The organism is Thiobacillus sp. (assembly GCA_024235835.1).
In the GTDB taxonomy this organism is placed as follows: domain Bacteria; phylum Pseudomonadota; class Gammaproteobacteria; order Burkholderiales; family Thiobacillaceae; genus PFJX01.
Genome location: JACKLQ010000001.1, coordinates 984,982 through 1,007,392, shown reverse-complemented (window position 1 = coordinate 1,007,392; position 22,411 = coordinate 984,982). Strand labels below are relative to the sequence as shown.

At 63.5% G+C, this 22,411-nt stretch carries 20 protein-coding genes; 6 read left to right on the top strand and 14 right to left on the bottom strand.

What is annotated here, in order from left to right; all coding sequences use genetic code 11:
* Positions 1 to 51: 51 nt before the first annotated feature.
* Positions 52 to 1,434: a sigma 54-interacting transcriptional regulator gene (locus H6935_04845; GenBank protein ID MCP5277674.1), complete on the bottom strand. Its 1,383-nt coding sequence runs from the start codon at positions 1,432 to 1,434 to the stop codon at positions 52 to 54.
* A 179-nt stretch (positions 1,435 to 1,613) separates the two neighbouring features.
* Here H6935_04845 and H6935_04840 point away from each other — a divergent pair, with 179 nt between their 5' ends.
* On the top strand, positions 1,614 to 1,889 hold the full coding sequence (locus tag H6935_04840) for a hypothetical protein (protein MCP5277673.1): 276 nt from the start codon (positions 1,614 to 1,616) through the stop codon (positions 1,887 to 1,889).
* 44 nt (positions 1,890 to 1,933) lie between these two features.
* On the opposite strand, the gene H6935_04835 is transcribed toward H6935_04840, so the two are convergent.
* The 3 genes from H6935_04835 to H6935_04825 all read right to left on the bottom strand — a co-directional run bounded on the left by H6935_04835 (position 1,934) and on the right by H6935_04825 (position 5,185).
* Complete coding sequence (locus tag H6935_04835; protein MCP5277672.1) at positions 1,934 to 3,547, bottom strand: peptide chain release factor 3; 1,614 nt, start codon at positions 3,545 to 3,547, stop codon at positions 1,934 to 1,936.
* Between the two features lie 226 nt (positions 3,548 to 3,773).
* Complete coding sequence (locus H6935_04830; protein ID MCP5277671.1) at positions 3,774 to 4,718, bottom strand: OmpA family protein; 945 nt, start codon at positions 4,716 to 4,718, stop codon at positions 3,774 to 3,776.
* Between the two features lie 149 nt (positions 4,719 to 4,867).
* A complete protein-coding gene (locus tag H6935_04825) occupies positions 4,868 to 5,185 on the bottom strand; it encodes a hypothetical protein (GenBank protein ID MCP5277670.1) in 318 nt (105 codons plus the stop codon).
* Between the two features lie 297 nt (positions 5,186 to 5,482).
* Between H6935_04825 and H6935_04820 the strand changes: the two genes are divergently transcribed.
* Positions 5,483 to 5,695 (top strand): SlyX family protein, encoded by a 213-nt coding sequence (locus tag H6935_04820; protein ID MCP5277669.1) that lies wholly within the window; start codon positions 5,483 to 5,485, stop codon positions 5,693 to 5,695.
* Between the two features lie 92 nt (positions 5,696 to 5,787).
* Here the strand turns inward: H6935_04820 and H6935_04815 are convergent, their stop codons facing one another.
* From H6935_04815 to ettA, 10 genes are all read right to left on the bottom strand, one after another.
* Entirely contained in the window at positions 5,788 to 6,444 is a 657-nt protein-coding gene (locus H6935_04815; GenBank protein MCP5277668.1) for a hypothetical protein, read from the bottom strand.
* A gap of 295 nt (positions 6,445 to 6,739) precedes the next feature.
* Complete coding sequence (locus H6935_04810) at positions 6,740 to 7,525, bottom strand: NYN domain-containing protein (GenBank protein ID MCP5277667.1); 786 nt, start codon at positions 7,523 to 7,525, stop codon at positions 6,740 to 6,742.
* Between the two features lie 41 nt (positions 7,526 to 7,566).
* Positions 7,567 to 7,830 carry a BrnA antitoxin family protein gene (locus H6935_04805; protein MCP5277666.1) on the bottom strand — a complete coding sequence of 88 codons (264 nt, stop codon included), beginning with the start codon at positions 7,828 to 7,830 and terminating at the stop codon, positions 7,567 to 7,569.
* The gene (locus H6935_04800; GenBank protein ID MCP5277665.1) at positions 7,814 to 8,113 is read right to left on the bottom strand and encodes a BrnT family toxin; all 300 of its coding nucleotides are present in this window, start codon (positions 8,111 to 8,113) and stop codon (positions 7,814 to 7,816) included. The genes H6935_04805 and H6935_04800 overlap by 17 nt, the downstream gene beginning before the upstream one ends.
* Before the next feature lie 59 nt (positions 8,114 to 8,172).
* Complete coding sequence (locus H6935_04795; protein ID MCP5277664.1) at positions 8,173 to 10,668, bottom strand: glycogen/starch/alpha-glucan phosphorylase; 2,496 nt, start codon at positions 10,666 to 10,668, stop codon at positions 8,173 to 8,175.
* A gap of 77 nt (positions 10,669 to 10,745) precedes the next feature.
* The gene (locus tag H6935_04790) at positions 10,746 to 11,273 is read right to left on the bottom strand and encodes a GIY-YIG nuclease family protein (protein ID MCP5277663.1); all 528 of its coding nucleotides are present in this window, start codon (positions 11,271 to 11,273) and stop codon (positions 10,746 to 10,748) included.
* Complete coding sequence (locus tag H6935_04785; protein MCP5277662.1) at positions 11,162 to 12,259, bottom strand: DUF2914 domain-containing protein; 1,098 nt, start codon at positions 12,257 to 12,259, stop codon at positions 11,162 to 11,164. Before H6935_04785 ends, H6935_04790 begins: the two co-directional genes overlap by 112 nt.
* A gap of 22 nt (positions 12,260 to 12,281) precedes the next feature.
* Complete coding sequence (locus H6935_04780) at positions 12,282 to 12,800, bottom strand: hypothetical protein (GenBank protein ID MCP5277661.1); 519 nt, start codon at positions 12,798 to 12,800, stop codon at positions 12,282 to 12,284.
* Between the two features lie 9 nt (positions 12,801 to 12,809).
* Positions 12,810 to 13,853: an ATP-binding protein gene (locus tag H6935_04775; protein MCP5277660.1), complete on the bottom strand. Its 1,044-nt coding sequence runs from the start codon at positions 13,851 to 13,853 to the stop codon at positions 12,810 to 12,812.
* Positions 13,854 to 13,931: 78 nt separating this feature from the next.
* Positions 13,932 to 15,596: an energy-dependent translational throttle protein EttA gene (gene ettA, locus H6935_04770; GenBank protein MCP5277659.1), complete on the bottom strand. Its 1,665-nt coding sequence runs from the start codon at positions 15,594 to 15,596 to the stop codon at positions 13,932 to 13,934.
* Between the two features lie 257 nt (positions 15,597 to 15,853).
* On the opposite strand from ettA, the gene H6935_04765 reads away from it, so the two are divergent.
* The 4 genes from H6935_04765 to H6935_04750 all read left to right on the top strand — a co-directional run bounded on the left by H6935_04765 (position 15,854) and on the right by H6935_04750 (position 22,405).
* On the top strand, positions 15,854 to 18,025 hold the full coding sequence (locus tag H6935_04765) for an HAD-IIB family hydrolase (protein MCP5277658.1): 2,172 nt from the start codon (positions 15,854 to 15,856) through the stop codon (positions 18,023 to 18,025).
* A gap of 142 nt (positions 18,026 to 18,167) precedes the next feature.
* Entirely contained in the window at positions 18,168 to 19,016 is an 849-nt protein-coding gene (locus H6935_04760; protein MCP5277657.1) for an HAD-IIB family hydrolase, read from the top strand.
* A gap of 3 nt (positions 19,017 to 19,019) precedes the next feature.
* Positions 19,020 to 19,907: a carbohydrate kinase gene (locus H6935_04755; protein ID MCP5277656.1), complete on the top strand. Its 888-nt coding sequence runs from the start codon at positions 19,020 to 19,022 to the stop codon at positions 19,905 to 19,907.
* Between the two features lie 89 nt (positions 19,908 to 19,996).
* Complete coding sequence (locus H6935_04750; protein MCP5277655.1) at positions 19,997 to 22,405, top strand: sucrose synthase; 2,409 nt, start codon at positions 19,997 to 19,999, stop codon at positions 22,403 to 22,405.
* The last annotated feature ends 6 nt before the right edge of the window (positions 22,406 to 22,411 follow it).

Genomic DNA, 22,411 nt, shown 5'->3' with positions numbered 1-22,411 from the left:
CCTTCTTCATTCCGATCGGTTCCTGGCTGGAATTCAGCCACGACTCTGCTGTCAGGCGTCGATGCCGTACTGCTTGAGTTTCTTCCATAGCGTCGTGCGGGACATGCTCAGGGCTTTCGCCGTTGCCGCACGGTTGCCGCCGTTTTCCCGCAGGGCGCGCTCCAGCGTCTCCTTTTCCTGTCCCGGGGCCGCGGTGGCGGTGCGGTAATAGCGCGGCGCCAGGTCTGGCACGGTGCGACGTGCCCCCTCCGTCCGCGAAAAGGTGTGGGCCTGGCCCGACTCCCGCACTTCGGGGGGCAGATGGCGAGGTTGCAGAACCTTGCCCTCCGCGTGGACCAGGGCGTATTCCAGGGCGTTGGCCAGTTCTCGCACATTGCCCGGCCAGTCGTAGGCGCACAGGGCGGCCAGGGCCTCGTCGGAAACCTGGATGTCCTGTCCGTGGTGGCGTCCGCGTATGTTCGCCAGCAGGGGGTGGACCAGCAAGGGAATGTCTTCGAGGCGTTCCCGCAGGGGCGGCACGTGGAGGGGCAGCACCCGCAGCCGGTAATACAGGTCCGCCCGGAATTCCCCATGGCGCACCATGGTGGGAAGGTCCCGGTGGGTGGCCGCGAGGATGCGGACATCCACCTTGCGCGGCTCGTTTTCCCCCAGGCGCTCGATTTCCCGCTCCTGCAATACGCGCAACAGTTTGACCTGGACGCTGAGGGGCACCTCGCCTATCTCGTCCAGCAGTAGCGTGCCGCCGTGGGCGGCCTCGAACCGGCCTTCCCGGGCTGTGGTGGCGCCGGTGAAAGCGCCTCGGGCAAAGCCGAACAATTCACTTTCCAGCAGATGCTCCGGAAAGGCCGCGCAGTGCACCCGCAGGTAAGGTTCCCTGGCCCGGCTGGAGTTGTCGTGCAGGGCCCGGGCCACCAGTTCCTTGCCCGTGCCGCTTTCGCCGGTGATGAGGACGCTGGCTTCGCTGGCGGCAGCCCGCAGTATCTGGATGAACAGTTCCTGCATGGCGGCGGCATGCCCCACAAGGCCTCCCAGCTGCAACCGTTCGCTGGCGGCCTCCTCCAGCCGGGTTTCCTCGCTGCGGTCCCGCAGAACCACGGCAAAGTAGGCCAAGCCGGCATCGGACGGGAGCGCCATGGCCCACATGCGCAGGGGGAGCAGTTCACCGTCCGGCCGTTGCACCACCAGGTCCTGCAGCATTTTCTCCCCCCGGACGCCGGTCATGAGGGCGCAACTGCCCTGCCTTTCGCAGTTTCTGGCACAGGCCGTGCCCTGGAACAGGCTGGGACAGAACCGGCCCAGTATCTCGTCCTGGCCCTTGCCCAGCATCTGCCGCGCAGCCCGGTTGACGGCTACTACGTGGCGCTGCCGGTCGAGGAACAGGATGCCTTCTTCGAGGTTGTCCAGAAACTGGTTCAGGGCAGTCAGGGTAATCATGTTCAGATCTATTTGTTCAGTGTGAACATATATTAACGTCCACTCTGGACAAATGTTGTGGAGTGATACTTTGTGAAGTTGTAACTTGTTGAATAAATGATGTTTATTTGATTGGCATGACCTTTGCTATATGACGAATGTCGAATCGGACATCCCTAATCACTGAAAGGAACTGAACCATGCGTATTGCCAAACTCGCCATCGCCCTCTTCGTCGCCACCCTGCCGCCCTCCCTGGCCTTCGCCGGTGAACCTGCAGACCCTGTGCTGGCCAGCTTCGAGCAGGATATGAACTACCAGGCCTCGGCCCAGTCCTCCCACCAGACAGCCCCGGAGACCCGGGATCCCCTGGTGGAGGCCATCCGTGCCGCGCTGCATGGCCAGGACAAGCCGGAGGTTCGCACCCTGTCATCCCATGCCCAGCAAACCGGCAAGGGCGAGGTCTACGGCGGCTGAGCCCTGGTTCCAGCCGGGAATAGGCAAGCTGCCTGCGGGGCGGCTTATTCGAACCGCTGGCCGTGCTCCCTGCTGGCGTGGAACCGGACCTTGGGCCATTTCTCCTCCAGCAGGCTGAGGTTGTAGCGGTTGGTGGCGAGATAGACCGGGTTGCCATCCACGTCCCTGGCCATGCGGGCGAGTTGCTCCTTTTCAAACTGCTTGCGGGTGGCTTCGTCGGGGAAGGTGAGCCAGCGGGCGGTGTGGATGTCCGCCTGCTCGTAGATGGCGTCCACCTTGTATTCCGCCTGCAAGCGGCTGGCCACCACCTCGAACTGGAGCTGGCCCACGGCCCCCAGCAGCAATGCGCCGCTGGCCATGTTTTCGAACACCTGGATGGCGCCTTCCTCCCCCAGTTCCTTCAGGCCCTTCTGCAACTGCTTGGACTTGATGGGGTCCCGGGACCGGGCGCTGCGGAACATCTCCGGGGCGAAGTAGGGGATGCCCTTGAAGTGCAGGGCCTCGCCCTCCGTGAGGGTGTCGCCGATCTGCAGCTGGCCATGGTTGTGGATGCCGATGATGTCGCCGGCCACGGCATCCTCCATGTGCACCCGCTCGTTGGCCATGAAAGTGAGGGCGTTGGCCAGCTTCATCTCCCGGCCCATGCGCTGGTGCTGCACCTTCATGCCCGGCGAGTAGCGCCCGGAGCAGACCCGGAAGAAGGCGATGCGGTCCCGGTGCTTGGGGTCCATGTTGGCCTGGATCTTGAAGACGAAGCCGGTGAAGGGGGGCTCGGCGGGTTCCACCATGCGTTCGCCTCCATCCCGGGCCTGGGGCGGCGGCGCCCATTCCACCAGGGCCTGGAGGATCTCCCGCACGCCGAAGTTGTTGATGCCGGAGCCGAAGAACACGGGGGACTGGTGGCCCCGCAGGAAGTCGGTGATGTCGAAGGGCGGGCTGGCGTCGCGCAACAGGCCCACCTCTTCATGCAGACGATCCATTTCAAGGGGGAACAGCTCCTGCAGCTTGGGGTTCTCCATGCCTTCGATGAGCTCCACTTCGCCCCCGGCCCGCTCCTCGCCGGCGGTGAAGCGCAGCATGTGGTCGTGGAGCAGGTGGTAGACGCCCCGGAAGGTCTTGCCCATGCCCACGGGCCAGGTCACCGGGGCGCAGTCCAGCTTCAGCACAGACTCGATCTCCGCCAGCAGGTCCAGGGGGTCGCGCACCTCGCGGTCCATCTTGTTGACGAAGGTGATGATGGGGGTGTCGCGCAGGCGGCAGACGTCCAGCAGCTTGATGGTCTGGGCTTCCACGCCCTTGGCCGCGTCGATGACCATGACCGCCGCGTCCACGGCGGTGAGCACCCGGTAGGTGTCTTCCGAGAAGTCCTCGTGGCCCGGGGTGTCCAGCAGGTTGATGGTGTGGCCGGCGTAGTCGAACTGCATCACCGAGCTGGTGACCGAGATGCCCCGCTGCTTCTCCACCTCCATCCAGTCGGAGGTGGCATGGCGGGCTGACTTGCGGGCCTTCACCGTGCCGGCCATCTGGATGGCGCCGCCGAACAGCAGCAGCTTTTCCGTGAGGGTGGTCTTGCCCGCGTCCGGGTGGGAAATGATGGCGAAGGTGCGCCTGCGCTGGACGTCGCGCAGCAGTTCGGGGGGGAATGGGTTGGTGTTCATGAAGGTCGGGCAGCGCGCTGCCTCTCAAGTAAACGAAGGGCCGCCCCGAGTTTACTTGACCCCCTCGGGGGGCGGGCTGGGCGCAGCCCGGCCCTGGGGGCGCTGAAACGAGAGCGGCTAAAAGGGCGCCATGATACCTGCTGGGTGAAGGGTGAAGGGTGAAGGGTAAAGGTGGGGGCCCTTTACCCTTGAGCGCCGGAGGCGCGCTCCCTTCCGCCTTTACGCTTTACTGCAACACTTCCACCACGATGCGGCGGTTGCTGCCCTGGAGGTACGTGGATACGTCCGTGGCTCCATGGGAGATGACCGACATGCGCAGCAGGGGGATTCCCTTCTGTTCGTGCAGGTAGTTCTTCACCACCTCGGCCCGGGCCTTTGCCAGCTCGTAGTTGTAGTCGTCGGAGCCCATGCCGTCGGTATGCCCATGGATGCCGATGTGGTAGTTCACGTCCAGCTTCTTCACGAACTCGGCCACGGCGTCCAGCTTGGTCTTGTCCTTGCTGCCGAGGTCCGGCGAATTGATCGGGAAGAGCGTGTTGTCGTCGGTGAGGGTGACACTGTTCACCACCTTGCCGTAAATCTTGCGGGGACCCAGACCCAGGGCGGCAAGGGCGTCCTCGGCCAGGCGGGCAACCTCGGCCAGGCGCTTCTCCATCTGGTCCATGCGGCCACTTAGCGCGGAGTCCACTTCCTTGATGCGGGTCTCGGTATGGGTGTTGGCGCCTTCAACCATCCGGGCTTCGGCCTTGGCAAGCCTGTCATCCAGTTGCTGACCCAGTTCTTGGGACAGGACTTGCCTTGTCGTTTCGGTGTCGGCTTGTTGTCTGGCCAGGAGATCGTTGCGCAACTTGGCCATGGCCCGGGCGCTTTCCGTGCCCGTGCGGGCAATTTCATCACGCAGGGCGTCCAGTTGCTGGCTTTGGGCGCTGAAGCGGCCATCCAGATCGTTGAGGCGGGCATCGTGGCGGGCGGCCAGGAACTTGGCCTCGTTTGCGGTGGCCGTGGCAGTTCGCAGGCCGGCTTCCAGGCTGGAATCCAGGGCGGCTATCTTCTCGCCCAGGGGGGCCGTCTGCTCGGAAACGGATTCGGTGGTGGCGCAGGCAGAAAGGAGGAAAAGGGGAAGAACGGCAAGAGCCAGCTTGCCGAGGGACGTGCTGCGGATTGCATACATCTTGGGAACCTCTAGTGTGGATTGCGTAAAACAGCCCTGCGTTCAGCAGGGTGCTTTCACCTTACACCCACCCCATTACGGTGAGGTTGATTATGTGCCCAACCAGGTTTGTTGCGGGAAGGCCCTTGTCGCCCAGACGCCGCAGGCTGTCAGGAACGCAACGCCAGCTGTTTTACGTCGGGATAGTAGATGACGGTATCCGCCTTGGCGCGGGAGCAACTGCACAGGCGTTCCCGCTCCCGGATCAAGGCGGTGTGCTCGGCCATGAAATGGTCCCGGGACTTGCCGAGGGGCAGGGAGCCCAGGGTGGAGCGGAATGTCATGCATTCCTTCTCGGTCATCAGGGCATGACATGCGATGTCCTGGGTCGCAACCTTGGCCGATGCAGGCTCCTGGGCATGAAGGCCAAAGGAGGCAACGAGCATGGCCATTGCTGGCAGCAAAGGGTATCTGGCGAACAGTTCCATGGCAGTCTCCTGTAATTGTGGTGTATTCAAGAATCAGTACATGCTAATAATCTGTCGCGATTCTATATGTGCCTAGACGCATAATCCATACCATTTGTGTCGGGAATAAGCGCAAGGGTTGCAAGGCTATCCACTGCGGGCCTTCGGCCAGGGCGCCGGGATGGCAGAGCAGAAACATCCGAGGTTTGGTGCACTGAAATAGTGCGAGATGCACCCGATTACAGCGTTGCCGAGGCTGTAGACACTCCTTCAACCTACAATGGCCCCCTTCATTCACCGACCGAGACGGCGTCAGGCATGAACGCGGATACCCAAGCACGTCTTACCGAACTCGAGATCAAGCTCAGCTTCACAGAAGACCTGGTGGAGGAACTCAACCACACCGTTTCCCGGCAACAGGAACAGATCAACCTGCTCCAGGATGAGCTGCGGGCGCTGTTCCAGCAGATGCAGCAGATGGCGCCTGGGGAAAAGACGGACCTGCGGGAGGATGTTCCGCCTCACTACTAGGCGCATCTCCATGTGTCTCCGCCCTGGAGGCTGATGCTTGCAAAAACGACAACGCCGCCCTGGGGCGGCGTTGGATCGCCAGCAGCAAGCGATCAGCGGATAAAGGGATACCCCTTGCTGTTTACTGTCGTGCCATTGCTGAACCGCAGTTGCACGACGTTCGTGTTGAGACCTGCCGCGGTGTCGTAGCTCAAGATCATCGCCAGGTTCTCGTTGATACCGTCATTGTCGAGATCCATGCCATTGGCGGCGATGAGCGACTTGCTCCCTGTAGTGCTGTAGCTCCATGCACCGGTCTTGTTTCCGGCTGAAACGTCCGCGGAATAGACCACGACCCGCTGGTTGTATTCGGCGCCGCAATCCAGGGTCATTTCCAGGACCAGGGTGATGCGCTTGCTGGTGGTGGCGCGCCCAACCCATGTCCGGGTGAAATCCGTTTTATCTGCGGCGGTGGCGGGGTTGCAGCTTCCCAGGGCCGGGGTGTTGACGGTCTTCGTCGTGGACGAATACCGCTTGGTGGTGGTGCCCAGGCTGTAAACGTCGTACTTGACGTCGATGGTTTCCGGGTAGCCATCGCTGTTGGCGTCGTTCAGGGTGAAGACGGGGACAGCCACTTCGAATCCGGCATGGGCGGCGGACAGGTCGGCAATGAATTTCCCGGCATCCGCAGTTTCCAAAGCCGAAGCGGGCTGGGCCATGGCGAGGCCGAGAATCGTGGTGATCAGCAGTGAGGGTTTGATATAAGGCATGTCATTCTCCCAAGGATGGTTGTGGAACAGGGCTATTCTGCCCGGGCACATAGTATTGGCAGTGACCAGGCGAATTCGAACTGATGATAGCGGGCCGCAATGGGCCATTCGGAACGGTTCATGGCGCTAGGATTGAACTTAGATTGCCAAGGGAAATGCTCCTTACCGATACGGGCCCCTTAGTATTTCAGGTGGTTCCCAAAGTCTGGGGCTCAGTCGGAAGCAATGCAGCCTGGCACAGGGATATTACGTGGATAGCAGAGATGAGTTGGCCAGTATTCTCAGGTCCAGGATGCTACTCGGCCTGGGCAGAAGTCTGGCGCTTGTCCCGCACGTAGATGCTCTTGTCCCTGGTGCGCATCTCGAACAGCCCTATGGCCTGGAACAGGTCCTTCAGGCGGGCATAGCCGTAGTTGCGGGCATCGAAGGAGGCCTGCTTGGAGATGTGCTGGCCCACCGCCCCCAGGCCCGCCCAGCCTTCCTCGTCGGCCGCCGCCTCCACGGACATGCGCAGCATGCTCACCAGGCGTCCGTTACCCCGCAGTTCCTTGGCGCTGAGCTTGGCCGGCTGGGCCGGAGCCGGAGCCTTGGTTGCCGCTGGGCTGGCGGTCCCCGGGGCCTCCGTAGGCGGAGGCGCGGGCTCCAGGTTGCCCAGGTTCTCCAGGTACAGGAACTTGGAACAGGCGTTGACGAAGGGCTCCGGCGTTTTCTTCTCGCCAAAGCCGAACACCTTCAGGCCGTTGGCGCGGATGCGCATCACCAGGGGCGTGAAGTCCGAATCGCTGGACACCAGGCAGAAGCCGTCCAGGCTCTTGGTGTACAGCAGGTCCATGGCGTCGATGATCATGGCCGCGTCCGTGGCCCCCTTGCCCTTGGTGTAGGCGAACTGCTGCACGGGCTGGATGGCGAATTCGTGCAGCACCGCCTCCCAGCCCTTCAGGTGGGGACTCTTCCAGTTGCCGTAGGCCCGGCGGATGTTGATGACGCCGTAATTGGCCAACTCGTCCAGGATCTGCTCGATCTTGCTGGCCGGGCTGTTGTCCGCGTCGATGAGCAGGGCGATGTTGGTGTCGTGGTTCATGGTCTATCTCCCCGAAGTTGCGCAGGCATTTTCAGAAATCACTACTGCTCAACCTTCTCCTGGAGCCAGACCTTGATCAGCGACTGGTAGGGCACGTCCCGGGCATTGGCGGCGGCCTTGATGGTCTCCAGCAGATGCAGGGGCAGGCGCAGGGAGATGGTCTGGGTGGTGGGCTTGAGATTGGGCAGCACCGTGGCCTGGGCCTTGGACCAGTCCACGTACTCGGCGCTGTCGTGGGTTTCCCAGAACGCGCGTTCCTCGGTCTCCGTCTTGAAGGCAGGAATGGGTTTAAGTCGCTTGCTCATAGATAGCCCTTTCTTTCCGATGCATGTCCCGCGCCGATATCACCCGGATGCTCGTGCCTTCATGACGTAGCGTGAAGGTGAGGTGCAACAGGCGGCCGTCGTGGGTATGCCCCAGCGCATGGAAACGCGGTTCGTCCAGACTGTGTTTCATGTCTTCCAGCAACAGCAAAGGCTGGTTGAAGAAGACCTGCTCCGCTTCCGCTGCCGTGACGCCATGCTTTTCGTTCTTCCGGGCATTGCCGGAATCCCAGTCGAAGCCGGTGACCAAGCCGAGATCAATCATGTTTGTATATTATCAACATATACGTAATTGGCTAGCGTCATGGGGTGTCTATGGCCTCATCACAGCTTCAACTCGATAGGCACCGGCCCCACCCGCCAGATGTCCCGGCAGTATTCGGCGATGGTGCGGTCCGATGAGAACTTGCCGATGCGGGCCACGTTGAGGATGGACATGCGGGTCCAGAGCTTTTCGTCCCGGTACACGTCCCCCACCCGGCCCTGGCATTCGGCGTAGGTGGGGAAGTCCGCCAGGGCCAGGTATTCGTCATGCTGGATGAGCTGGTCCACCAGGGGGCGGAACAGGTCCCGGTCGCCGTGGGAGAAGAAGCCGCTGGCGATGAGGTCCAGGGCGGCGCGGATTTCCTCGTGGCCGTGGTAGAGGTCGGCGGGGCGGTAGCCGGCCTGCTTCACCCGCTCCACTTCCTCCGCCGTGAGGCCGAAGAGGAAGAAGTTGTCGGCCCCCACCTCCTCGCGGATTTCCACGTTGGCGCCGTCCAGGGTGCCGATGGTGAGGGCGCCGTTCATGGAGAACTTCATGTTGCCCGTTCCGGAGGCCTCCTTGCCGGCGGTGGAGATCTGCTCGGACAGGTTGGCGGCAGGGTAGACGTGCTGGGCTGTCTTGACACTGTAGTCGGGCACGAACACCACCTTGATGCGGCCACGGATGTCCGGGTCCCGGTTCACCACCTCGGCCACGGCGTTGATGAGCTTGATGATGAGCTTGGCCATGGCGTAGCCCGGCGCGGCCTTGCCGCCGAAGACGAAGGCGCGCGGGGGCAGGTCCAGGCCGTGCTTGAGGCGGTTGTAGAGGGCGACGATGTGCAGCACGTTGAGGTGCTGGCGCTTGTATTCGTGGATGCGCTTGGCCTGGATGTCGAACAGGCTGTCCGGGTCCAGTCTGATGCCCTGGATATGGGCGATGTAGTCCGCCAGGTGGGACTTGCGTTCCCGCTTCACCGTCTGCCAGCGGGCCTGGAACGAGGCGTCGTCGGCGAATTTTTCCAGGCCCCGCAAGCGGTCCAGGTCCTTGATCCATTCCGGCCCCAGGCTTTCGTCCAGCAGGCCGGCCAGGCCCGGGTTGGAGAGCACCATGAAGCGCCGGGGGGTGACGCCGTTGGTCTTGTTCTGGAACTTCTCAGGCCAGGTGTCGTGGAAGTCCTTCAGCACGGTTTGCCCCAGCAGGCGGGTGTGCAGCTCGGCTACGCCGTTGATGGCGAAGGCGGCCACGCAGGCCAGGTTGGCCATGCGCACGTAGCGGGGGCCGGTCTCGTCGATGATGGACAGGCGGGCGATGCGTGCTTCGTCATAGGGGTAACGCAGGCGCATGTCGTCCAGGAAGCGGCGGTTGATCTCGTAGACGATCTCCAGGTGCCGGGGCAGCAGGTTCTCGAACAGGGGCAGGGGCCACTTCTCCAGGGCCTCGGGCAGCAGGGTGTGGTTGGTGTAGGCGAAGGTGCGGGTGGTGACGCCCCAGGCCGTGTCCCAGTCCATGCCGTGGACGTCCACCAGCAGGCGCATGAGTTCCGCCACGGCGATGGTGGGATGGGTGTCGTTGAGCTGGGCGGCGTATTTCTCGTGGAACTTCTCCAGAGGCCGGGCCGTGGTGAGGTGTATGCGGATCATGTCCTGGAGGGAGCAGGAGACGAAGAAGTATTGCTGCATGAGGCGCAGGCGCTTGCCGCTGTCCACCTCGTCGTTGGGGTAGAGCACCTTGCTCACGGTTTCGGAACGCACCTTGCGCATGACGGCGCCGGCGTAGTCCCCCTGGTTGAAGGTCTGGAAGTCGAAGGACTCCGGCGCCTCGGCGGCCCACAGGCGCAGCAGGTTCACGGTGTTGACCTCGTGGCCCAGGATGGGGGTGTCGAAGGCCACGCCCCGGAAAATGTCGCTGGAGAACCAGCGGGTCCGTGGCCGGCCCTGGCCGTCCACATAGGTCTCGGTTGCACCGCCCACCATGATCTCGAAGCTCACGTTGGGCCGGCGCACCTCCCAGGGATTGCCGTTATGCAGCCAGGTGTCGCTGGTCTCCAGCTGCCAGCCGTCCCGGATCACCTGGTCGAAGATGCCGTACTCATAGCGGATGCCGTAGCTGATGGCCGGGATCTGCAGGGTGGCCAGGGAATCCATGAAGCAGGCCGCCAGGCGCCCCAGGCCACCGTTGCCCAGGCCCGGTTCCTCCTCCTGCTCCAGGATGGCGTCCAGGTCCAGGCCCAGGTCCGCCATGGCCTCCCGGGCGTTGTCCATGATGCCCAGGTTGAGCAGGTTCTTGCCCAGGTGGGGGCCGGGCAGGTATTCCGCCGACAGGTAGCAGACCGTGCGGCAGTCGGTCTCCCTGTAGGTCTGCACCGTGCTTACCCAGCGGTGCAGCAGGCGGTCCCGCAGGGTGTAGGCCAGGGCCTGGTAGAGGTCGTTGGGGGTGGCCACCTCCAGGAAGCGGCCCTGCACGTAGAACAGGTTGTCCAGGAAGGCCTGGCGGATGGTGGCGGCTGAAAGGCCGGTGCGGGTGGGTTCCGGCGATGGTGAGGCTGCCTGGGTGGGGGTGGGCTTCTTGTTCATTTGGCCTCCTGGGGCGGGGTCGCCGCCTTCTTTGTTTTGTCCCGGCGGGTGGCCTGCCGGGGGTGGTGGGGCAGATGCTATCCCCAGTCATTCCCAACGGCCAGCCTGGCATTGGAGACGGGAAGGGCGCCGGCACCCAGATATTTAAGGTGGCTGCCGCAGCCACGCCTACAGTCGGAGGCGCCGAAGCCTGGCACGACGATGTGCCCATCGGTAGCCTGGTTCAGGGCGCATTCGCCCTCGCGGGAGGGATGGACCGAGGTGACCGTCACCCCTGGCGCGGCCAGCAGGTAATCGATGTGCCAGCGCAGGGTTTTTTCCTTGCGCAGGTGGCGGTCGATGCGGGCCTGGAAATTGCGCCGGGCGGAGCCGGTGTAGACATAGTCCCCGGCGGGGAAGCCGAAACAGCCCAGGCGGCCCACGGCGATGCGGAGGGGCCGGGGGACATGGATGCGGAGCTGGTAGGTGGTGCAGGCCGGCGCGTCCACGGCCTTCAGAATCGTTTTTCCACCATGGGGGCGCCGTCCGCCAGGGGCTCCGCCGACAGCTCGAAGCGGTGCACGGCCACGGTATGGCCGTTCTCCGTTTCCACCGCAACTTTCCATTCGCCGGGGGCCAGGTTCTGCTTCCAGGTGTAGCCCCGGTAGCCCCCTTCCCGGCCCCCGGCCAGGCCGAAGCCGATGTGGGAGGTGGTGACCCATCCCCGGTCGTCGTCGTAATGGGACCAGCGGTGGTACAGGCGGGTGTCCAGGCCCGTGGGGGCGAACACGGCGGAGACGCAGTAGATACGCTCCCCGGGCTTCACGTGCACCTCCTTGGACACCCGGCGCCAGAACACCCACCAGGACGTCTTCTCCTGCTTCAGCACATAGTCACCCTCGGCCTTGGCCAGGGCATGGCCCACGGCGATATCCTTCTTCACCAGGGGCACGGGGGGGATGACGTCCTGGAAATAGGCCAGCAGCAGGCCGGCGGCGATGGCCCACACGGGGCGGATACGCCCCGGCTGGCCCGGCGTTTTCAGGTGCAGAAAATGGGCCAGACCCGCGCCGGCCAGGGTGCTCAGGATGAACCAGGCCACGGAGATACTGCCCACCACGTGGGGCACCACGAAGTTCAGCAGCAGCATGGCGCACAGGCCGAACAGGGCCCAGGTGAGGGTAAAGCGGCGGTAGCGGTCCTCCAGGAATTCGTTGGCCACCAGCAGCCCTCCCAGGCCCAGGGCCCACAGGAAGGCCAGGAAGTGGCTGGAACTCTTGAAGTAGAAGATGAACAGGGCGGAGAACAGGCCGCCGAACAGGAACTGGAGCAGGAAGTAGGGGCCGGATTCTCGCCACCAGGGAACTTGCTCCGTGGGCTGGCCCGGCTCGGCGGGCTGGGGGGATAAGGTTGACAGGGTTGATAAGGCCAGTTGCCGCTTGCCCAGGAACCACAGCAGCCCACCGGCCCCCGCCAGGTAGGCCGTCAGGATCCACAAGTCCAGGGGGGCTACCGAGCGGCCCAGGGTGAGGGCGTCCCACAGGAAGCCGGCGAAGAAGGCCACGGCGGGCAGGGCCCGCTTGAAGCTTTCCAGGTTTAGGTCGAAGCGAATGAGGTGTTGGGGGATCACGCCATTAGGTTATGGCGCAAGGGAGACGACCGCGACCGTTCAGCACACTCTTGTCGCCACCTTCGGAATGCGGATCGATTGCACCAAGTGTCTGGCGAAGCTTATCGCGTATTGATTTTGGGTCGATGACTTGGGGATGCAGCTTTGATGGCTTCTGGGGTTGTTCGATGTGAAGTGCACAACGTACCTTGTACTTGTGCAGTGCGTCATGCGCGAGTATCTGAGAGGCCGATCCTGTGGCGGCACGGCTGCGTGCGGCAACAAGGCATGCAAGCGTGCCGGACATTTTCCTGGCGACTGCTTCCAGCAACTCGACAGCCTTGATCTGTGCGCCTTGACGGTAATCCTTTTGTTCAATCAACCACAATTCGTTGTCGTCTCCAAACGCAAGCACATCAACCGCCTTCGTGCCGCCGGCAAACGAACTGAAGTGGCCTAGATAGAAGGCGTCCTTGTCAAATTTCTCAGCTCTCCAATTGGCGGGGAAAACGTAGGTGAAAGCTTTTTCGGTTACGCTCGGCATGTGCCTACCTCAGGGCAATTCAAGGTAACGGTCTGACTGCCTTAAATCCTCATCAAGCATCAAGAGTGGATCTAGCTCTTCCGTCGTACTCGTTTGATTGACAGTAACGGTGCCATCTTCCTGCCGATCCAGAGAAATAAAACTGGCATCGGGTGGCGTCTGACTCTTCGCGATCTGAATGGATAATTCACGCAGCAAGAAAAGGCTATGCGTGGCAATTACTACTTGGTAGCCCTGTTTTGCTAGTTCCACCAAAGCCTCGGCAACGAGCACCATCAACTTCGGATTTAGGTTTGTTTCAGGTTCATCCCAGAAAAGCGTGCCCCGGTCGCGCAGTGCCCCATTCATCAATAGGTAAGCGAGCATTGCGAGCTTACGCATGCCTTCAGCAATAAGGGGCATTTCAATGCGGCCTTGCCCTGGTTGATCTGGCAAAAGGTAAAAGCGCCCGGCATCTAAACGAATACGCCCCTTGAGCAGCTTCTCGATACGTTCGATCATTGCTTCAACAGGTGCTGTCCGTCGTTTTCGGGCTGCCGCGTTCAAGGCACGGGCAATGTCGTAGTAGGTCTCTTCGAATTCCAATTCGCGTGCCTCGTAGGCAGCAATGAACCCAGGAAAGATCGAGAGCATTTCGCGAGTAGGGATGAATACTGGTGCGGCAGCTAAATAGGCCTCCGGCATCTTTTCAATTTTCACCTCGCTACGGCTATTGGAAGCAAAAGAAAATCTGAAAGAGGATTTTGCGGGCGAAGCGAAAGTGACCATAACCTCACACCGATTTCTGCCTTGCTTGCGCGACACCATACGGCCAAGATACTCAGGTCGGCAGGTACCCACAATCTTGTCGGCAATACGGCGCTGTAGTTCATCCTTGGTCTGTCGAGTTGCCAGCCCTTGTGCCTGACTTACCCAGCCTAACGAATAAGCGAGTTTCATCAATTGGCTTTTGCCCGTGCCATTTTCGCCAACGATGACATTTAATCCGGCCGCCCAACTAATCTGAGCTTCCCCGAATACACTGAAATTTGAGAGTGTTAGTTTCCTAAGCATTGTGTGTCTTCCCTCGGGGAATCAGGCGCCTATCCTGCTCTTTCAGATTGTCTACAAATCACAACAAGCGATTAAGACTTACCGCGAAATAGGCTTATACCGAATCCGCTTCGGTTTCGCACCTTCCTCCCCCAGGCGCCGCTTCTTGTCCGCCTCGTATTCCTGGTAGTTGCCGGCGAAAAACTCCCAGTGGGAATCCCCCTCGCAGGCCAGGATGTGAGTGGCGATGCGGTCCAGGAACCAGCGGTCGTGGGAGATGACCAGCACGCAGCCGGCGAACTCCAGCAGGGCGTCTTCCAGGGCGCGCAGGGTTTCCACGTCCAGGTCGTTGGAGGGTTCGTCCAGCAGCAGCACGTTGCCGCCCTGGATGAGGGTCTTGGCCAGGTGCAGGCGGCCCCGCTCGCCGCCGGACAGCTTGCCGACGATCTTGCCCTGGTCGGCGCCCTTGAAGTTGAAGCGGCCGAGATAAGCCCGGCTGGGCATCTCGAAGCGGCCCACGGTGAGGATATCCTGGCCTTCCGCCACGGCATCGAACACCGTCTTGTCGTCCGGCAGCCCTTCCCGGGACTGGTCCACGGAGGCGATCTTCACGGTGGAGCCGATATCGATCTCGCCGCTGTCCGGCTGTTCGCGGCCTTGCAGCATCTTGAACAGGGTGGACTTGCCGGCGCCGTTGGGGCCGATGATGCCGACGATGGCACCGGGGGGCACCTGGAAGCTCAGATCGTCGATGAGCAACCGGTCGCCAAAGCTCTTGCTGACGTTCTTGAACTCGATGACCTTGTCGCCCAGGCGTTCGCCCGGCGGGATGAAGATTTCCTGGGTCTCGTTGCGCTTCTGGTATTCGACGGAGTTCATCTCCTCGAAGCGGGCCAGGCGTGCCTTGGACTTGGCCTGGCGGGCCTTGGGGTTCTGGCGCACCCATTCCAGTTCCTGCTTCATGGCCTTCATGTGGGCGTCGATCTGCTTGTTCTCGGTCTCCAGGCGGGCTTCCTTCTGCTCAAGCCAGGAGGAGTAGTTGCCCTTCCAGGGGATGCCGTGGCCCCGGTCCAGTTCGAGAATCCATTCGGCGGCGTTGTCCAGGAAATAGCGGTCGTGGGTGACGGCCACCACGGTGCCGGGGAAACGCACCAGGAACTGTTCCAGCCATTCCACGGATTCCGCGTCCAGGTGGTTGGTGGGCTCGTCCAGCAGCAGCATGTCGGGCTTCTGCAGCAACAGCTTGCACAGGGCCACCCGGCGTTTCTCGCCCCCGGACAGGTTCTTGATGACCGCGTCCCAGGCCGGCAGGCCCAAGGCGTCGGCGGCGATTTCCATCTGGTGTTCCGCATCGCTGCCTGAAGCGGCGATGATGGCCTCCAGGCGGCCCTGTTCCTCCGCCAGCCTGTCGAAGTCGGCGTCCGGCTCGGCGTAGGCGGCGTAGACCTCCTCAAGCTTCTGTCGGGCCTGCATGACTTCGCCCAGGCCCGCCTCCACTTCGTCCCGCACGGTCTTGTCGGGGTCCAGCTCCGGTTCCTGGGGCAGGTAACCGATGGAGATGCCGGCCAGGCGCTGCACCTCGCCGTCGAATTCCATGTCCACGCCAGCCATGATCTTCAGCACGGTGGACTTGCCGGAGCCGTTCAGGCCCAGCAGGCCGATCTTGGCCCCCGGAAAGAAGGACAGGGAGATGTCCTTGATGATCTGGCGCTTGGGGGGGACGATCTTGCTCACGCGGAGCATGGACATGACGTACTGGGCCATGGAACGGGACTCGAGAATTTAGGTTGGAAGGGAGGTGATTCTAGCTGGCTTGGTGCGTCAGGTCAGAGTTGGCGAGCACGAGGATAGGCTAGAAAATATTGCACAAAAGTAAAATGCATGTTAGCATAAATGCATGAATTTATTAAAGAATATGGCGTATATTGATGATAAATCCTGGCTTGCTTGCCCTTCGTGGGTTGGGGTGACGCCCCCCTTCCCAGGGCGACCCAAGGTGGGACCTACGGGGGAGCATGTCCATGAAGCGGGTTGACACCAAGCCGGGCCCCCAAGGGCTTTACCTGCTGCTAGTCAGTGTCCACGGTCTCATCCGTGGCAGCAACCTGGAACTGGGCCGGGACGCGGACACCGGTGGCCAGACCCTTTATGTGCTGGAACTGGCCCGGGCCCTGGCGGAACTGCCGGGGGTGGCCCGGGTGGACCTGATGACCCGCCGGGTTGCGGACCCGCATATCAGCGGCGACTACGCCAAGAGCATTGAAACCCTGAGCCCCAAGGCCCGTATCGTGCGCATCGATGCCGGACCCGAAGGATATATCCGCAAGGAGGAACTCTGGGACCACCTGGATTCCTTTGCAGACAACGCCCTGGCTTTCCTGCGCAACGAGGGGCTGTCGCCGGACATCGTCCATAGCCACTACGCCGACGCGGGCTACGTGGGGACACGCCTTTCCAATCTGCTGGGCGTGCCCCTGGTGCACACGGGTCATTCCCTGGGCCGGGTGAAGCGTCGCCGCCTCATCGCCTCGGGCCTGAAGCGGGATTTGATCGAAGCCCGCTACCACATGGCCAGGCGCGTGGAAGCGGAGGAATTGACCCTGGGTGCCGCCTCCCTGGTCATCACCTCCACGTCCAACGAGATCGAGGAGCAGTACGGCCTCTACGATCATTACCAGCCGGAGCAGATGCAGGTGGTTCCGCCGGGCACGGACCTGAAAAGCTTCATGCCCCCGGACGGCAGCGAAGGTGAGGCACCCATCGCCAGTCAGGTGAACCGGTTCCTGGACGACCCCGCCAAGCCCATGATCCTGGCCCTTTCCCGCCCGGACGAGCGCAAGAACATCGCCACCCTGGTGAAGGCCTATGGCGAGTCGCCGGAACTCCGGGAGCTGGCCAACCTTGTGGTGGTGGCGGGCAATCGGGACGACGTTCGCGACCTGGATATCGGCGCCCAGACGGTGCTCACGGACCTGCTGCTGGACATCGACCGGTACGATCTCTACGGCAAGGTGGCCTATCCCAAGCATCACCGGCGGGACGAGGTGCCTGTCCTGTACCGACTCGCGGCGGCCTCCGGCGGGGTGTTCATCAACCCGGCCCTCACCGAACCCTTCGGCCTTACCCTCATCGAGGCGGCGGCCAGCGGCCTGCCCATCGTCGCCACCTTCGACGGCGGTCCCCGGGACATCATCGGCAACTGCCAGAACGGCTTTCTCATCGATCCCCTCAACCCGGACGCCATGGCGACGGCCCTGGTGGAGGTGCTGAAGGACAGGACGACCTGGGAACGGCTGGCCCGGGCGGGCCTGCAGGGCGTGCAGCGCCACTACTCCTGGCAAGCCCACGCCCAGCGCTACATCGCTGCCCTGCAGCCCTTGCTGGAACAGGGCACTCCTGCGCGGGTGCCGCCGCCGCGCCGGCCCCATCTCTACCACGACCGGGCCATCTTCACGGACCTGGACCAGAATCTGCTGGGGGACCAGGAGTCCCTTACCGAATTCGTGCGTGTGGTTCGGGAACACCGCAAGTGCGCAAGCTTCGGTATCGCCACGGGCCGTTCCCTGGAGTCCGCCCTGAAGGTCATGCGCCGCCATGGCATACCCATGCCCGATGTGCTCGTCACCAGCCTGGGCACGGAGATCCACTTCGCGCCGGAGTACCAGATCGACAAGGCCTGGGCTCGCCACATCGACCACCTGTGGACCCCCACCGTTGTTCGCGCCATCCTGGATGAACTGCCAGGCCTCAAGCGCCAGCCCAAGGAGGACCAGGGTCGGTTCAAGGTGAGCTACTACATCGACCCCCAGGTCGCTCCCTCCCTGGAGGAGATCAACCGCCTGCTGCACCAGGGAGACCAGACCGTGAATGTCACCCTGTCCTTCGGCCAGTTCCTGGACGTGTTGCCCATCAGGGCCTCCAAGGGCTTCGCCGTGCGCTGGTTCGCCGACCAGTGGGGTATACCCCTGGAACACATCCTGGCGGCCGGTGGTTCCGGCGCCGACGAGGACATGATGCGGGGCAATACCCTGGCGGTGGTGGTGGCCAACCGCCACAACGACGAGTTACGGGCCCTGGCGGAAGCGGAGCGCATCTACTTCGCCCAGGCCGGCTATGCCCGGGGCATCCTGGAGGCCATCGAACACTATGACTTCTATGGCGCCTGCACGGTGCCCAGGGCGGAGGCCGGTTGAATGGCGTCTGCGCCAGGCGTGCGGCCACCCCCCTTTGCAAAAGGGGGGCAGGGGGGATTTGAGTATTCATGTGGGGCATGGCGACACTGGAATCCCCCCCAACCCCCCTTTTCCAAAGGGGGGAGCAGACAGGGAGGTACCCATGGATCTTGAAACCCCCATCCTGCTGGCCACGGATCTGGACCGCACCCTGCTGCCCAACGGTGCCCAGCCCGAATCCCCCCTGGCCCGGCCCCGCTTCCGCCGCTTCGTGGCCCTGCCCGAGGTCAAGCTGGCCTACGTGACCGGCCGCCACAAGGCCCTGGTGGAGCAGGCCATGGCCGAATTCGACCTGCCTACGCCCGACTTTGTCATCGGCGACGTCGGTACAAGCATCTATGAGGTGCGGGGCCACGCATGGCGGCAACGCCCGGACTGGCAGGAGGCCATCGCGGCAGACTGGCAGGGCAATAGCCATGGCGACCTGGCCGCCGTGCTGGCGGACGTCGAGGGCTTGCGTCTGCAGGAAGCGGCCAAGCAGGGGCCCTGCAAGCTGAGCTACTACGCCGATCCCCTGGACGACCCCGCCGATCTCATGGCCCGTGTGCGTGCCCGCCTGGACGCCACTGGCGCCCGCTGCAACCTGGTGTGGAGCGTGGACGAGACCACGGCCACGGGCCTGCTGGACGTGCTGCCCGCCCGGGCCAGCAAGCTCCACGCGCTGGAATTCCTGCGGGAACACCTGGGCATTCCCCTGGATCACACCGTCTTCGCCGGCGACAGCGGCAACGACATGGAAGTGCTGGAAAGCGAGGTGCCCTCGGTATTGGTGGCCAATGCCCGGGAAACGGTGCGGAACCAGGCCGTGGCCCGGGCCGTGGGTCAGGGCCACGGCGCCACCCTTTATCTGGCCCAGGGAGGGCTGGGGGGCATGAACGGCAATTACAGCGCCGGCATTCTGGAGGGAGTGGCCCACTTCATCCCCGCTACCCGCCTCTGGCTGGAGATCTAAAAAATGAACCAGGAAAACCCCCGTCCCGTCCTCTTCGGCGAAGTGCTGTTCGACCGTTTCCCGGATGGTAGCGAAGTGCTCGGGGGCGCCCCCTTCAACGTGGCCTGGCACCTGCGGGGCTTCGGCGAGAACCCCCTGTGCATCAGCCGGGTGGGGGAGGACGACGCCGGCCGCCAGGTGCGCCTGGCCATGGAGGCCTGGGGCATGGATACATCGGGCCTCCAGGTCGATGCGGAGCATCCCACCGGCGCGGTGCGTATCGAACTGGTGGACGGTGAGCCCCGCTTCGAGATCCTGCCCGACCAGGCCTACGACTTCATCTACCTGGCCGAGGTGCCGGAACTGGAACGCCCCGCGTTTCTCTACCACGGCAGCCTGGCCCTGCGCCGTGAGGAATCCCGCACCACCCTGGAAACCCTGGTGCGGCACCATGAAATCCCTGTCTTCCTGGATGTGAACCTGCGCACCCCCTGGTGGGTGGCGGACGATGTCCTGCGCTGGGCCGTCCAGGCCAATTGGATCAAGCTGAACCAGGATGAACTGGAGACCTTGGTGCCAGGTCAGGATGCCCCCGAGGAGCGGGCGCGCCAGTTCCTTGCCAGGTACAGCCTGGAATATCTCATCCTCACCCGGGGCAGCGAAGGCGCCCTGGCCTTGAGCGCCACGGGCGAGGCGGAGAGCGTCAGGCCCGTGCCCGCCACCCGGGTGGTGGATACGGTAGGGGCGGGGGACGCCTTCACCTCCGTCTTCCTGCTGGGCCAACTGCGGGGCTGGCCCCTGGCCGCCACCCTGGAGCGGGCCCAGGCCTTCGCCTCCGCCATCGTCGGCGTGCGGGGTGCCACCGTGGCGGACCGGGCCTTCTACCAGCAATTCCTCAAGGCCTGGGAGTAAGGATGACCCGCCACAAGGATCTGCCCCAGCGTCTGCGCGACTATCTACTGGCCAACCGCAGCGAGGCCCACTGCGTGCTGCACCGTCTCATGTCCCCGGAGCAGGGCTTCCTGCTGCGCAGCCAGATCCTGGATGCCTATGCCGAACTGCAAGCGGCGGGTGACATTGGTTGTACCCCCGACTCATCCTTGCAGGATGAGCCTCCCCGCGAGGGGGCCAGGGGAAACTTGGGCCGGCCCGGCGTTTCCCCTGGACGCACCGGCCAGGGCTCGCCCCTCTCCGAGGCCATCCACCTTTGCCAGGAGGCGGCGGTGAACCACGCCTGGGTGTACCTGGCCCTGAGGCTGCGGGTGGCCCGCTGGCTCTACCTGCGCATCCACGTGGAGACCATGGGGGTGGAGGAAGTCTCCAACGCCGCCTATCTCCACTTCAAGGAGCGCCTGGCGGCCGGGGTGGAGGAGGGGGCCTGGACCCTGGAGTTCGACGTGGCCCCCTTCACCCGCGAGACCCCCAAGCTCCAGGAGGCGGACTCCATCGGCCAGGGGGTGCAGTTCCTCAACCGGCGATTGTCCAGCCGCATGTTCGAGACCCTGGAGGAGGGCGCCCTGCGCCTGCTGGACTTCCTGCGGGTGCACCGCTGCCGGGACCAGCAGCTCATGCTCAGTGCCGAGGTGGAAGATCTGTCCAGCCTGCGCACGGCCCTGCGCCAGGCGGAAGATCATCTGCAGGACCTGCCAGCCTCCACGCCCTGGGCCGAGCTCGCCCAGCCGCTGCGCAACCTGGGTTTCGAGCCCGGCTGGGGCGCGGAGGCCGGCCATGTGCGGGCCACCATGAAATTGCTGCGGGACCTGCTGGAGGCCCCGTCGCCCCAGATCATGGAGGCCTTCCTGGCCCGAATGCCCATGATCTTCTCCGTGGCTATCCTTTCTCCCCATGGCTGGTTCGGTCAGTCAAACGTGCTGGGCCGGCCCGACACAGGCGGCCAGGTGGTCTACATCCTGGACCAGGTGCGTGCCCTGGAGGAGGACATGCGCCGGCGCCTTGGCAAACAGGGTCTCGCTGACATCGACCCCCAGGTGGTGGTCATCACCCGACTGATCCCGGACGCCCAGGGCACCACCTGCGACCAGCGCCTGGAGCCCATCGCCGGCACCCGCAATGCCCGCATCCTGCGGGTGCCTTTCCGCAATGACGCCGGCGAAGTGCTACCCCACTGGATCTCCCGCTTCGAGGTGTGGCCCTACCTGGAACGCTTCGCCGCCGATTCAGAACGTGAACTGCTGGCGGAGCTCCACGGCCGTCCGGACCTCATCGTCGGCAACTATTCCGACGGCAACCTGGTGGCCACCCTCATGTCCTCCAGCCTGGGTGTGACCCAGTGCAACATCGCCCACGCCCTGGAGAAGACCAAGTACCTGTATTCCGACCTGTACTGGCGGGACCTGGACCCCCAATACCACTTCGCCACCCAGTTCACCGCCGACCTCATCGCCATGAACGCGGCGGACTTCATCATCACCTCCACCTACCAGGAGATCGCCGGCACCGCCCAGGGCCTGGGCCAGTACGAGTCCTACATGGCCTTCACCCTGCCGGGCCTGTACCGGGTGGTGCAGGGCACGGACGTGTACGACCCCAAGTTCAACATCGTCTCGCCGGGGGCGGACCCGGAGGTGTACTTTCCCTACAGCGCCGTCGAGCGACGCCTTGCCCATCTGCGGCCCCGCATCGAGGAACTGGTGCTGGGCCGCAATGTGGACGCCGAGGCCCGGGGCACCCTCATCGATCCGGACAAGCCGGTGCTGTTCACCATGGCCCGCATGGACCGCATCAAGAACATCACCGGCCTGGTGGACTGGTACGGCCGCAACGATGAACTGCGCAACCTGGCCAATCTCGTCGTTGTTTCCGGCCACGTGGACCCCAACCGGTCCGGCGACAACGAGGAGCGGGACCAGATCCACCGCATGCACCAGCTCATGGAACAGCACGGCCTGGACAACCAGGTGCGCTGGCTGGGCCTGCACCTGGACAAGGCCACGGCGGGGGAGCTGTACCGTTGGGTGGCGGACCGGCGCGGCGCCTTCGTGCAGCCCGCCCTGTTCGAGGCCTTCGGCCTGACGGTCATCGAGGCCATGGCCTCGGGGCTGCCCACCTTCGCCACCTGCTTCGGCGGTCCCCGGGAAATCATCGAGGACGGCATCTCCGGTTTCCACATCGACCCCAACCACGGCGACGCCGCCGCCGCGCGCATGGCCCGGTTCTTCCATCGCTGCCAGGAGGAGGAGAGCTACTGGGCCACCCTGTCCAACGCTTCACTGGAGCGGGTGGAAGCCAATTACACCTGGCGTCGCTATGCGGAGCGCATGCTCACCCTGGCCCGGGTCTATGGTTTCTGGAAATACGTCAGCAATCTGGAACGGGCCGAGACCCGGCGCTATCTGGAGATGTTCTACGGCCTCCAGTACCGTCCCCTGGCGGCCAGCATAGGTCATTGATCCATC